Below are 13,893 nucleotides of genomic sequence, written 5' to 3' on the forward strand. Positions count from 1 at the left end.
TAAAACTAAAATAAACTCTTATTAAGTTTGAATTGAAACAATAATTAAATTTTATTCCATTTTTTTGTCATATTTAAAGACATGAACTTCATTGTAGCATGAATATTTAATGGACATAACCATTAGAAAGTTACTCCTTTCATAAAGTTTTTTCCTTTGAATCCGAATCTATAATTTAAGCCAAATACGATTTGATTTCTACTACCAAGGAAGGAGTATAATGCAGTAAACTGATACCTTTTGTTATGTTGATAATTAATACCTAAAGACATACTCCATGGATAATAAAGAGCTTTATCAAATGTATAATACAAATTATGTGGGTCAGTACTATTTAAGAAGTTACTAGCACCAGTATAGATTCCTTCAAAAATTTGTTTTTCTGTTCCTGATAATTGGTTGTACCAGCCATCTAATTGTTGACTAGCTCTTTGTTTGCCTTCTGGGGTAATCCCAATTAATTTTTCAATATCTACCGAACCTCCACTAGATTTATTCAGTCCCATATATTGTACACCAACCATAGCTACAATGTTTCTTTCTGGATTTTTACGGAACCTAAACATATGTCCAATCCTTGCATTGATAACATTGGTCTTTGATGCTCTATCAGTACTACCTGTGTAAGTATACACCTGAGTGAAATCTGCTGAAACCACAAGAGGACCAACACCTCCTGCTACTACTGTACCCCAGCCGACCGAAGGCCCTTCACTTCTTGCAGTAAAATCCATATTAAATGGTAATCCCAAAGAAACTTGTGTGTCTGACTTGATATACCCACCAATTGCATAAAGGTTTAAGAATGGTAATAACCAGAAATCGTATCTTGCGGAGACGGCATTTACGTTGGGTGTGATATTATTAAAGCGAGCCAATCCATCTACATTGACAAGATTGGTAGGGGAAAATCCGACATTTAGGTTGCTTACCATCAAGTCTTGTTTTGAGTAAGCATAGTTAAGCATAAACCCGTTGGGGAAAGGTAAGTCAAACCCTTTTTTCCTGATTTTTGCTCCCATTATTGGAAAATGCCATGGGTATTCGGTTTGTTTCAGACTATCTCTATAACTTTCATAAACATCATCTATTGTTAGATTTGAAACGGATCCTTGCCCATAAGTTTGGATAGAGATAATAAATAAACCTATGATCACTAAAAAGGACTGTAATGTTTTCTTTTCCATTGTATTCGCAAGTATGAGAAGATTATTAGATTGAATTGAAAGGATTATCTTTCATTTAAGCACATTACAAATGTCCGGCTTTCCAGAAGGAATCAATTATATATTTTGTTTAAGGATTTACACATTTTCGTCAAAATGATACTTTTGATGATGATGGGTAATTAGAAATTCTTTAAAAAAGGGAGGTAGAGGTAAGAAATATTATTTAGGGTAGTTTCTATGATCAAGGTGATCTAGGTAATACTATTTTAGTAAACGAATGGGTATAAAAAATGGCCTCATCTCTAAAATAAATTAGCGATAGGTGTTAAAAGATGAGTTTGCTTATTTGATATAAATGGGTTCTTAGATTTTCTTTTCCTTTAATACAGAAGGAGCAAAGCCATAGTACTGTTTAAACATTTTGCTCATGTAGCCGACATTTGTAAAGTTAAGATCCATAGAAATTTCTGTAATACTCTTGTTGGTTCTGTTGATCTGTCGATAGGCTTCTTCAATTTTCTGTTGATTATAAAACTGTAGTATTGGCTTGTCAAATATTGATTTAAAGACTCTATTCAGTTTGGAGATACTCATTCCATACTTAAAGCTAAGTTCCGATAAATTGGGTTGTTTGGTAAAGTCTGACAGGTACTGTTCTTTTAATTGCATCATGATTTTTAAATCATCTTCATGAATGTTACGTTTAAAGCCATTGACTTCTTTTTCCATTTTTTCTCGGATAAGGCCTATGATCTCTAAAGGTTTAGTAAAAAAATAGATGGGAATGCGTCTTTTTTTATCAAGATTGAAGACAATTGCTCTAACGAGGTTTTCTATTTCTATGTCTAAAGAAAAGTATTTAAACCAAGGGTTCTTATCATAGACAAGTTTCGTAATCTCACTAATATTTGCTGCCATAAATTTTTCATATAAACTCAGGGAGAATATAATAGACACCCATTGGCATTTTGTATTTAAAGGGTATTCTACCTCAAATTGTTGATTAGAGTTGTAGAAAAATACCCCTAAGTTATTAAAATCATGAGTGTCCTCATCACCATGGAAAGTTCTTGTAAAACCAATTTTCAGAGCAAAATAAGGTTGATCTTCCTGTGTTCTATTACTTCAAAATAAGACAGGCTTTTTAAAATGCAAAGTAGAAATAGAAACATACATATCATCTAGAAAATTAAAAGAGTGTGCATCTATATCACACCAACTATTTTCAACTTTTAGGTTTTCTCCATCCCATTGACCTCCAAGGTCTTTGGCTACTTTTTCATAAGATCCTGTAGGAGAGAGCTCATTTCCTTCAATGATGTATTGATAATCCATATTCTAATTTTTCTGTAATACATCTAATATAAATGATTTGCATTGGAAAAATAAAAAGGAGATGAACAATAACTTCATCTCCTTCTTTTCTTTAGAGGAAAGCTCTGAACCTTAAACCAAATACAGATGTAAAATCAGTATGCATATTCAAGGCAGGGTTGGCTACCAATTGTACACTAGGTGTAATTTCTGTATGGTGGGTTAATTTAAATTTATAGAAGATTTCAGAAACATATTGGTCTCTCAATTTCTGTCCAAATGTACTCTCACTGGGCCTATTCCAGTTTAAACCAACACCTAAAGTGTTTGGTCCCATAATATTGTAGGTAAACCCGGCACTTACAGAGGCTTCATAAAAACTGCCACCATCTTTTGCCCATCCTCCTCTTACAAAAGGCATGAACTTATTTCCAATTAGCCAACTGGCAGATCCTATAATCCCATATCCACTTTTTGTTCCTATCACCTCGCTTGCATCCACTTGCCAAATGGTGGCATGGACATTCTTAAGAAAAGCTGACTTCATTCCTGGTGTATATCCAATTTCAAAGGTCTTGAGGGTTTCAAATTTATTGAAGAATGTATCAAAGCTTTTCCAAAATTGGGTGGCTTGACCATTTATGTCAATCATACTACCCACTAGATAGACATTATCATTCAACCATACATTTAGCATGGCCCCCATAGAACCGTCTGGAAACATACCGCCCATAGTACCCGAACCTGTAGCAAATAGAATATTATTAAAACTAGTCCAAGGACTTGCTGCAGCATGTACATCTGCCCAATCTGTTACATCAACAAAGCCTGCATAAAAGACAACTTTATTATTGTTGAAACTTTGTCTCCAATATAAATTGGTCATTCTCCATCTTTGGTCATTGTAAACTGATTGCATAAAACCAGCAAATCCAATATCAATAGGGCCATATTCTCTCAATGCATTTTCTGTATACCGATGGCGGTTTTCAAACTTAAAAACCAAACCACCTTCAGAGGTCCCTTTTTTATTCCGAATCATATTCCATTTGCCATAGACCCTAAATACACCGCTTGCTCCAATATTATTGTTGACTGCGGAAGTTGCTCCCATTACTTGAGAGTTATAATCCATATTTACTATGAATCCGCTTTTATCATAAAATTTATTTTTAGCATCGTCAATACTGTCTAGGGCATTCCATAAACTTGTTTTTCCTTTATCTTCAGCATCACTTTCTAATTGATTTTCTACTGAGGCAGGGCTAATGATCTTACTTTCCTTTTGCCCATAAGTTTGCACACTGTAGAATAACATTAAAAGATATAGAATGGGATGATATTTTTGATTGATTCTTTTGAAAGCCGAAAGGTGAGGGCTTTTATTTCTCTTGTTCATCGTTAGTAGTATTTGATAGTTTATGATGCTATTTTAAGGCAAAATGTTTTTAAAGATCTTACCATCCTTCATAATGAATAGAAGGTTATTTTCCGGTTCAGATAATAATGTAATGTCTTCTAACGGATTACCATCAACGATAAGTAAATCAGCATAGGCTCCTTGCTCAACAACTCCAAGTTTAGCTTCTTTATAGGGGTGTCTTTCACCACTTCTTTCAAATAATTCAGCGTTGTAAGATGTGGCTTGGAGCAAAATTTCGTAACCGGTGAAATACTTTGCTCTAGCTTTAAACTCTAGACTTTGCATACGTTGGATATCCAAAGAACCTAACGCATCAGTACCCCAGCTCATTTTCACACCAATTTTCTTCGCTCTTTTATATCCTTCTTCTGCACTTGCCTGTGCTATTAAATATTTCTTTGCAGCTTCATCTTCTAGACCTGCTTGCTTTGGAGTCAGCCCAAAAGCAAGGAATTGTGTTGATAAGAACACATCATGACCTTTCATCATTTGGAAAGTTTCTTCTGTGGCAAATAACCCATGTTCTACACATTGGAAACCAGCATTTATAGCATTCTGTACCCCTTCATTAGAGTAGGCATGAATTGTTGCATAGGTACCCCATTTATCCGTTTCTTTTACGATCGTCTCTAATTCTTCAATAGTATATTCAGTAACATCAATAGGATCATGAGCACCAGTGATCGATCCACTTCCAAAAGCTTTAATTTGAGCCGCTCCACCTCTAAGAATATCCCTAGTAGCTTTTTGAGTTTCTGCAACTCCATCAGCAATAATCGTCCATCCTCTCAAGTAGGCTTTGTCTATTTGTCCTGTAAAATGAGGCGATAAATACCATTCTTTGGGATCATAATCACCATGACCAGATGTTTGAGATAAAAATGCTCCTGATGGTAAGATTCTAGGTCCTGGAGTAACACCATCATCAATGAGTTGTTTTAATCCAAAAGATGGACCTCCAACATCTCGAATAGTAGTAAATCCTCTCATCAACATTTCTCTCGCATTTACTGCAGCTAACACTCCTGAATATCCCTCAGGCGCACCATAAACTAAATATTCAATATTGTCATTCCACATGATATGGGTATGTGAATCTGTCAGACCAGGAATTAAAGTTTTCCCTTGACCATCTATCACTTCACAAGAATCAATTGCGATATCTTTTGCAATTTTTTGTATAATATTCTCTTGAATCAATACATCTACACCTATTTTTAATTGTTCATTTTTACCATCAAAAACATTCACATTTCTGATGATGATATTTTTTTGTGCGAAAAGTTGAGTGCTGAATACTAAGCACATGAATATTAAAAGGTTTTTCATGATTTATAGTTTGATTTCTAATTGATTACACTACAAATGTCATGGTTGACCTCTCAAATCATATAGAGAAAATGATCAAGGTGTTATAGATTATCGTTAAAGTTGAAAAAGTATAGCACACAAAAAAGGTTATAGTATTTGAAGACTATAACCTCTGGATATTATTTTAATAATTTTAGATTGCTTACTGTGGTTCCAATTTTTACTTCATCTCCATCTTTTTTACCAAGGAGTGATTTATAAATAGGGGCATCAGAAGCGACACCGACCACTTGTTTTCCTTCATATTTAATAGGAGGAAAGTTAGTACCAAAAATTAAGAACATTTGGCCTGTATCTCCTACAGATCCTCCTCTTACCTCTACGTTGGTATTTTCCATATCCAAGGCCTTTTCGAGGGTTTTTATATTGTTTGTGAGGATATCAATACTATCACTTGCAATTGTGATATTGGTTATATCATCCTCTGTATTATTCTCGTAGAGCTTGGTGTCATTGGTATCAATTGTATTCTTAATTGATTCTTCACTGTCTTTATAAAATTCATTAATAGACTTTCTAAATTCAGTGATTACATAGTTAATGATTTCACTTCTAGTTGCCATAGTGTTGTTGAATTGATTACTTCGAAGATACATTAATAATTTTTGGGTAGTTTCTTAATTCATAAATAGTAATATTCTTTCGTCAAAACTGAATATTTATACCTACTAGATTTGTAAGAGAACTTTTATTTAATTCATTAAATTGTCAATTACATAACTATTAATCCATTTAAAAGTTCAAGGAAAATGAAATGTTCTGTATATATAGCCACAAGTGCTGATGGTTTTATTGCAACACTAGAAGGTGGCGTAGATTGGTTACATACTGCTGGTAATCCAGATGCAGATTTAAAAGAGGATGCAGATATGGGTTTCCAGAAATATATTTCATCAGTCGATTGTATGATCATGGGCAGAAAATGTATGGAAGTCATCTCCAGTTTTAATCTTACTGAGGAACAATGGCCATATGGCAGTACAAGAATTTTTGCACTGAGCAATACCTTGAAAGAGGCTCCCGAAAATCTTAAAGGTAAGGTGGAGATGTATTCAGGTGATATACTCGATCTCATCAACTTATTAGCATCAGAAGGTTATAAGCATGCATATATTGATGGAGGGTCAACAATCCAATCTTTTCTAAATTTAGGCTTAATTAATGAAATGACGATTTCTAGAGCACCTATTTTATTAGGTGAGGGGATCCCTTTGTTTGGAAAGACCAATCAACATATTCAGTTACGAAATGCGGAAGCAAAAGCATTTGCCAACGATTTTATACAAGTAAAGTATGATGTAGTTTACGATTAATAAACTGACAAGATAAATAAATATCTAACCTTAGATTTCTAATTTAAATGAGATCTAAGGTTTTTTAATTAGTAATACAGAATAAGTAATTATCGAATTTATTCTGATTATGATTCTATTTTACCCATGTATTTGTTGTTACTTTTCTAACTATCAGAAACATATTATATTTATTTGGTAAACTATTATTTAGCGAACTCTTTTTTTATTCTAATGAAATTACTTTTAAACAAACTATTATTGGTCTTTGCCTTATCTGCACTACTATTTGCATGTGAAGAAGAGAAGGTAATACCACAAATTGAGATCGAAGAAGAAATTGAAGAAGAAGAGGAGGAACCTCAGAAGCCTCTTTTTAACACACAAACTTTTTCACTGTCCTTCAATAAAATAATGCGAGGATGCTTTGGAGGAAATTATGTGCTTACTTCTGAAATGGATAGTAATAAACTGTTGACGACTTCTGCTTCGATGCCTCATCTCGGAAAGTTCGGCGAAGACATTATCTCATTTGAACATTTAACGGATGAGTATGATTCTGTTTTATCTACAAATGTGACTTTTAATGAAACAGGGTATAGTTTAGCATTAACTTATGAGTTTAGTGATTTATCCCACAAGATTACTTTCATTAATTCATCTACGGACATCACTCAAACTTCAAGATATAGTGATGATCCATACAACCGTATTTTATATGAAACACATGGAGGAAAATTTTCATTGATATTTTACAATGAAAGCGGTCAGTCAGTGGCATTAGGTATTGACAGATTTGAGCAAAATTATCCCATTCCGTATGATGGTTATGTTTCATATAATGGGCAAAACAATGTCTCTGTAGTTGAAATCCCAGGAGAGTATGGTTACAGATATGACTATACTTATGATAATCAAGAAAGGTTTAGTGAGATTAAATATGTATCTCAGGATTTTAGAAGAAAAAGTTACATCAAAAGGTTTGAGTACTTTGAGGATCATTTTGTTGTCAATGTTAGTTCAGATACAACATCTACTGAAAAGGGAGATTATGATATCTATTATGGGGAGAAGAAGAAACTTTTGAAGAGTAGATTTCACCAAGATGACTATTATGTCGACACTAATTTTGCTCTTGATACTGCCGAATTATACATTTTTGGAAAAGAGCACCTATTCTATAATAGAGTAGAGGATGGTGACGATGAATTATATTTAATTTTACGAAGAACTATTGCTGATCAATATGTGCAGAACAGTGATGTTGAATTTAATGTATATGATGGAGATGAAACGTATTTGGGTCAGGTGAGTTTCTATAATGATACTTTCGTAGATAGCGATGGTATGGAACACCCAGAAATACCATCGTATTTGGACAATCTATCATTTACTTATGGCGTGACGGAATACAATACTATATCTTCGCACATTCCTTTTTAAAGGTAGTAGCTGTATAAAACAAAGGGCAACTCATCTATTGGATTGCCCTTTGTTTTGTTTTAAAATTTATTTTTTGTCTTCACTCTTATTCTGGGAGTTTTTAAATACTGAGCTTGCAGTAGCAATCATGCCCGAAATATTAGCCAAGTCAGAAGGAATAATCATTGAATTATTTTCTTTTGCGAGTTTACCGAATTCATTAAGGTATTGTTCGGCAATTCTTAAATTAACCGCATCAAGACCGTTTTGAGAACTGATCGCATCAGAAATTGCTCTAATACCGTTTGCGGTTGCATTAGCTACTTCTTCAATCTCAGAAGCTTTACCTTTTGCTTCATTGATTCTTTTTTGTTTTTCACCCTCAGATCTTTTGATCAATTCTTGTTTGTCACCGTCAGCCACATTGATTTTTGCTTGCTTTTCGCCTTCAGATTCAGCAATCATTGCTCTTTTTTCTCTTTCAGCTCGCATCTGCTTTTCCATCGCATCTTTTATGCTCTGTGGAGGTGTTATGTTTTTTACCTCATACCTACTCACTTTTACTCCCCAAGGGTCACTGGCTTTATCAACGGCTGTAACAATAGTGGTATTAATGTTATCTCTTTCTTCAAAGGTTTTATCAAGTTCCATTTTACCAATTACACTTCTCATGGTTGTCTGAGCAAGTTGTATAGCGGCAAATTTATAATCTTCAATACCATAAGAAGCCTTTTTAGGATCGAAAATCTGAATGTATAAGATCCCATCTACCTCTACGGTGATATTATCTCGAGTAATACAGCTTTGCGAATCAACATCAATAGCTTGTTCTTTAAGAGAATGTTTGTAGGCAACTCTATCAAAAAATGGGATGAGGATGTGAAAACCTGCTTGAATAGTACCTCGGTATTTTCCCAACCTTTCGATGATATATGCAGATCTTTGTGGAACTACTTTGATATACCTTAGTAAGACTAAGAGTATAAAAACTCCAATTCCGGAATAGATAATTGTGCTTATTTCCATTTTAGTTTTGAATTAATTCAACTTTGAGTATTATGCTTGCTTTTCCTTTAATTTCGACGATTTGACCTTTTCTGATATGCTGGTCAGACTCTGCAGTCCAAACAGTACCTTTGAATTCAACTTGCCCAGGTTTTTTGTCTTTAATATCTTCAATAACTTTGGCTTGGTGACCAATAAATTCTTCCATTAAGAAGTGCTCTTCCTTTACTTTTGATTTAAAAAATCGTGTTTTCAATTGTCCTCTTAATGTGATAAGAAGCACTATTGACGAAAGGATAAAAAGGATTATTTGAAAATCTGTTGATGGTGTATAAATCACAGAAGCCAATGATGTAATCCATGCACCTATTCCAAAGAAAATAAAGACTAGATTTGGTCCGATGAATTCGATGAGTAACAGTAGTAGCCCAATTAAAAACCATATTAATGTAGGATTACTTAGTAGAGTTTCAAGTTCCATTTTAGTTTTTGATATAGTCAGGTTTAGAATTATTATATTGTATATATACGAGTTGTTTAATTATTGGGTTTGTATTGTTGAAAAAATGTAAACATCGAAAATAGGGATATTTCTAATGTAATAAAAACAAAGTGCTAAGAATGTAGTTTTCATTTTAAGCTTAAATAAGATCAAAAAGTCTAATCCAATAAACAAACTCAGAAAACATGATTATTTACCTTCTGAAGTTTATTGAATGGAAAAATTTGCAGACTTTCATCTTCATCTATCTCTAAAACATCTAGTAAATAAGGGCCAAAAAGGGAGACAGAGCATCTGGGACACCTTAGATTATAACCCTACAAAACATAGCCAAAAAAGAGCTTCAGGAGACCGCTATGACCAATCTAGTCTATCTTTATTGATCGATACAAACGTAAAAATTGCTGTGATTGCATTGCACCCAGTAGAACGGTTTGCTTCAGGGACGTTTATTAATAGGTTGATGAGTAAATTGATTTGTGGTTTTCAGATGAAAACACTTAGAAATTGGGTACAAGAAGGTGTATATGCATTTTCATTATTAAATAGAGAAATCGAAACGATCCTGTCTTTAAAGAAAGGAAACAATTATCGAAAAGAATATCCAACATGTTTGGTAAATGGATCGAGGAAAGCACTAATACCTGTGACAAAAGAAGAAGTAGAAGATGAACAAATCACAAAACTTTTTCTGAGTATAGAAGGCATACATGCTTTAAGTGATTTACCCATGGGATGTACTGAAGAAGAATTGGCAGAAGAAGTATTAAAAAATCTCCATCATATACAATTCGAGAGAAATCTACCCATATTCTCATTAACCCTTTGTCATCTTACTAATAATTCTTTTTTCAAACAAAGTTGGGCATTGCCTATGCCTGGAATTTTTAATTATATCAGAATACCATTAATGGACTTATTGGAAAAACCATCGAAGCCAATAAGCATTTATGGTAAAAGAATTATCAATCAATGTATAGATCACTCAAGGCATAAACGCATATTGATTGATGTTAAGCATCTACATATTGAAGCCAGATATGAATACTATAAGATGCTTAAAGAGAAGGGGCCCAACCCTTTAGACCATTCCGATACCCCATCTACAATTTATGCACCTATCATCGCTTCTCATGTTGGTGTAAGTGGAATGGAAAATAAGGAGCACGCATTAACTGTAGGCAATGCATTTAATGAAATAAAAAAATCTAAGTACAGAAGGTTTAATCCTTGGGAAATCAATCTTTGTGATGAAGAATTACAAATAATCATGGAATCTAAAGGCATGATTGGTATTTCTTTGGACCAGAGGATTTTGGGAGTAAGGAACGATCAATATGTTGAAGAAATAAAAGCGATATTGATAAACAACTTTGGGTATGAATATTGGAAATCATTGAAGCCGATAGAAAGAAAAGAGGCGATTCATTCAGCTATATTTCTGGATAATCTTTTATATATCATTCATAAGATGGGCCATGAAAATGCATGGAAATGTGTATGTATCGGTTCGGATTATGATGGTATTATTCGCCCAATTGTAGTTTGTCCGACTGTCGCTTACTTTGAATATTTTGAGAATTATCTTGTTCAGCATTTCGAGCAACTTAGAATCCACACCGATGAAGAGATTTTTATTCCGAAAGGAGAAACAATAGCCTCTTTAATGCGGGGAGTTTTTTATACTAATGTTCGAGATTTTCTAAATATTAATTATCTCAACTAAAGTATTAAAAGTGAAGAAAACCGGAATATGAAATAGAATAATCGGTTTATAAAAAGTTGATCTACGTCACCATAGTATACTATAGTGTAGTTCAATTAATAGTGATTTAAGATAACCCAAAAACGATTTTTTTATATCGATGATTTTTTGCCCATATCGATAATGCTTTGTTGAGATGATGATAGTTTAAAGATGTAAAGAATTTGACAGCCTCGGAAATTTGTTCTGAGGCTGTTTTTGTATTACTAATTAATGGATTCTTTTCTAGCATTGAATCGTTGAATCAATGATAAAATTTCTTCCATTTTGTAGGTGCCTTTTTTCTTATGAATTTCTGTGAGTATTTCTTGATCATCATACAAAAACATCTTTAGAATCCGTTTATAGGTGGATTTATATGTAGTTAAAAACTCATCTCTGCTACCTCTTTTAATGACAAATCGATGTTTACCATTAACCTCAGTCATAAAAACTTCAACCTCTCCATCGATTATCCTAGGTAGGAAAATAGCTATCTTTTCTTTTTTCTCCTTTTGAATATGATCAATATTTTTCCCTTGAATAGGTACTCTTACCCATCCATAATAATTACCATTATCTGCCTGAAAAGAGATTTTATCGTATGCGTAAATACTGGCACTAGGAAGGTGAATACTATCTGTAAAGAATAACTGATGTTCAAAGCCTGCTTTACTTAAACCGTAAGTGGCGGTATCATCAAAAAAAATATGTTTTGGAGAGGTAATAAACCCTTTCTTGGTGTAGTTTTCACCTATTAATGTCCCTTTGATGTATTGTGGCTTCTTCTCTTCTGCCTTAGGAAATTTTAGATTGTATTCAGTAAGTAATTGTATGATTGTGCTATCATGATATTCTTTTACAAAATGAATTTGCCCTCTTAACAAGGAGTCACCAGTGCAATAATGGAGAAGTAACTTTTTTAACTGATCCACTTCAAATTTTGCAGATTTCTCTTCTCCATCTTTTTCAAGAATAAGGTATTCTTCGTAATCATATCTTGTTTTGTAGGCAGTTATATTTCCTTTGACAATCCTTCTTGCCATGTATTTAAATTGGTTGGGATCAAATTTATCTTCTTCATGTACAAAGACATTCTTCTTTCCCTTGTATACTTTGTAGTAATCATCTCGAGAAGGAACCTCATAAAAATCAGTAAATGTCATTCCACTGTGTAATTCATTGAGATGGATAGTTTGAAAATAACCTAAGCTATCATAGTCTATTGCTTTTACTACTTTTATTGGATACTTTTTTGATGGGTCTGTAATTCTTTTCTTATATAGAATGTTTTGTTCAATTACACCCAAAGGAATCAAGTAAGAATATGTATTCGGATTGGCCCCACCAATAGTATAGCTTACTGTTTTATACCTCCCTGTTTTTTTAATTTCTCTATTTGTTGCATGCGTACTTGTAGGCTTTTTTACCGTTTTTATTTTTATATATCCCTCAATTGTTGAGTCTTTAGTAATCAATTTACCTTTTGTAAATACAGCCTGTGAGAAGGAGGGTATTGTGATAAATAGAAGAAGTGGAATTAGAATTAGTCGTACAATAGTCATCTTAGTAATGTTTGCTCAAGTAATAAGTAAAGATAAGAAGAGTGTATAGAATAAAAAAGAGGGTGTACCCATCCAAACTCTCTGCCCTTAAGTAGTAATCGTCTCCAAAAAGACGCACTTGTACGAAGGAACCGTCGGGTTGTTTAAATTCAAAATTTGCCTATCTTATTCATAAAAGTAAATCGATGGTTTTCCAGAAGAGGGTGGGGTAAACATGGGATTTAGTTGAGTGATTTTTAAAAAACAGCTATACATTAATTAATTATTAATAATTCAAACAACAATAATAAATTCTTTAAAATTAAAATTATGCAATATATAATTGCATTATAATTCAAATAACTATTAATTCCTTTGAAAGCAAAACAGCTGTTTATCTATTCATAACTTTTAAATAATTAATAGCTCATAGTCAGAATATACTAAGCCAGACTATAAATGGAAGTAGGTTTATAAATATTAAATAGAAGATGAACTTCAATTTTAAACATTTGCTCAAACTAAACTTTTTACTTTTAGCAATTCTTTTTTGTACAGCTTGTCATAAAGACACCGAAATGGAAGTACAACATGAAAGTATTCCGGGTCCGGACGTCATCATTTCTTTTTCAATTCAATCTAAAGAAGGTGTTGATCTGTTGAACCCTGACAATCCATTAAGTTTTAAACATGGGGATATTGGGTTGTATGAAGATATTCAACTTACAAAAGAAGTTACAAGGGAATGGTCTTCGGACATTGATGGAAAAATGGAAATCTATAAGTGGGAAGAAAACGGTAAAGAGGTGTATAAAATTTCAATCCTGGCTCAAGGTGAAAAAAATCTCGACGACTCAAAAAAATATGGGAGCTGTTATCTAAAACTTTCTGATGAAGTGATTGATGAAATCTCTGTAGAAATAGTTGATGAAATGACATATAGTTACGTTTCAAGTTTCTCTTACAATGGAACCGTAATTTTCAGTGATGAAAATGGTTACGTTGATTGGGATGGAGTCATCATCAAGTAATCATGATAATTGAATGATAAAATTATTTAGTCTGTCCGATGGGACAGCACATTTCTTTTAAAGGTAAAATAACAGA

Annotated in this window: 13 protein-coding genes; 4 read left to right on the top strand and 9 right to left on the bottom strand. The window is 33.2% G+C overall.

Translation table 11 applies throughout. From position 1 onward, the window contains the following. Nucleotides 1–122 precede the first annotated feature (122 nt). From QL232_RS23080 to QL232_RS23105, 6 genes are all read right to left on the bottom strand, one after another. Complete coding sequence (locus QL232_RS23080; protein ID WP_281615934.1) at nt 123–1,187, bottom strand: hypothetical protein; 1,065 nt, start codon at nt 1,185–1,187, stop codon at nt 123–125. A 345-nt stretch (nt 1,188–1,532) separates the two neighbouring features. Further along, nucleotides 1,533–2,087: an AraC family transcriptional regulator gene (locus QL232_RS23085; RefSeq protein ID WP_281615935.1), complete on the bottom strand. Its 555-nt coding sequence runs from the start codon at nt 2,085–2,087 to the stop codon at nt 1,533–1,535. Nucleotides 2,088–2,294: 207 nt separating this feature from the next. Then, nucleotides 2,295–2,504 carry a hypothetical protein gene (locus QL232_RS23090; protein ID WP_281615936.1) on the bottom strand — a complete coding sequence of 70 codons (210 nt, stop codon included), beginning with the start codon at nt 2,502–2,504 and terminating at the stop codon, nt 2,295–2,297. 91 nt (nt 2,505–2,595) lie between these two features. After that, the gene (locus QL232_RS23095; protein ID WP_281615937.1) at nt 2,596–3,882 is read right to left on the bottom strand and encodes a carbohydrate porin; all 1,287 of its coding nucleotides are present in this window, start codon (nt 3,880–3,882) and stop codon (nt 2,596–2,598) included. 33 nt (nt 3,883–3,915) lie between these two features. Further along, a complete protein-coding gene (locus QL232_RS23100) occupies nt 3,916–5,235 on the bottom strand; it encodes an amidohydrolase family protein (protein WP_281615938.1) in 1,320 nt (439 codons plus the stop codon). A gap of 161 nt (nt 5,236–5,396) precedes the next feature. Further along, on the bottom strand, nt 5,397–5,840 hold the full coding sequence (locus QL232_RS23105; protein ID WP_281615939.1) for a hypothetical protein: 444 nt from the start codon (nt 5,838–5,840) through the stop codon (nt 5,397–5,399). A gap of 186 nt (nt 5,841–6,026) precedes the next feature. Between QL232_RS23105 and QL232_RS23110 the strand changes: the two genes are divergently transcribed. Together QL232_RS23110 and QL232_RS23115 are read left to right on the top strand one after the other, a co-directional pair. Further along, complete coding sequence (locus QL232_RS23110; RefSeq protein ID WP_168884710.1) at nt 6,027–6,590, top strand: dihydrofolate reductase family protein; 564 nt, start codon at nt 6,027–6,029, stop codon at nt 6,588–6,590. Nucleotides 6,591–6,803: 213 nt separating this feature from the next. After that, nucleotides 6,804–8,012, top strand: a complete 1,209-nt coding sequence (locus QL232_RS23115) for a hypothetical protein (protein WP_281615940.1) — start codon at nt 6,804–6,806, stop codon at nt 8,010–8,012. 66 nt (nt 8,013–8,078) lie between these two features. Here QL232_RS23115 and QL232_RS23120 read toward each other — a convergent pair whose 3' ends face one another. Together QL232_RS23120 and QL232_RS23125 are read right to left on the bottom strand one after the other, a co-directional pair. After that, entirely contained in the window at nt 8,079–9,017 is a 939-nt protein-coding gene (locus QL232_RS23120; protein ID WP_281615941.1) for a stomatin-like protein, read from the bottom strand. Nucleotide 9,018: 1 nt separating this feature from the next. Continuing rightward, a complete protein-coding gene (locus QL232_RS23125) occupies nt 9,019–9,477 on the bottom strand; it encodes an NfeD family protein (protein ID WP_168884713.1) in 459 nt (152 codons plus the stop codon). A gap of 235 nt (nt 9,478–9,712) precedes the next feature. On the opposite strand from QL232_RS23125, the gene QL232_RS23130 reads away from it, so the two are divergent. Continuing rightward, nucleotides 9,713–11,224 carry a membrane dipeptidase gene (locus QL232_RS23130; protein WP_281615942.1) on the top strand — a complete coding sequence of 504 codons (1,512 nt, stop codon included), beginning with the start codon at nt 9,713–9,715 and terminating at the stop codon, nt 11,222–11,224. Between the two features lie 245 nt (nt 11,225–11,469). Here the strand turns inward: QL232_RS23130 and QL232_RS23135 are convergent, their stop codons facing one another. Next, nucleotides 11,470–12,807 carry a hypothetical protein gene (locus QL232_RS23135; RefSeq protein ID WP_281615943.1) on the bottom strand — a complete coding sequence of 446 codons (1,338 nt, stop codon included), beginning with the start codon at nt 12,805–12,807 and terminating at the stop codon, nt 11,470–11,472. A 557-nt stretch (nt 12,808–13,364) separates the two neighbouring features. On the opposite strand from QL232_RS23135, the gene QL232_RS23140 reads away from it, so the two are divergent. Next, nucleotides 13,365–13,817: a hypothetical protein gene (locus QL232_RS23140; protein ID WP_281615944.1), complete on the top strand. Its 453-nt coding sequence runs from the start codon at nt 13,365–13,367 to the stop codon at nt 13,815–13,817. Nucleotides 13,818–13,893 lie beyond the last annotated feature (76 nt).

Origin of the sequence: Flammeovirga sp. SubArs3 (assembly GCF_947387565.1) — a bacterium.
Taxonomy (GTDB): Bacteria; Bacteroidota; Bacteroidia; order Cytophagales; family Flammeovirgaceae; genus Flammeovirga; species Flammeovirga agarivorans.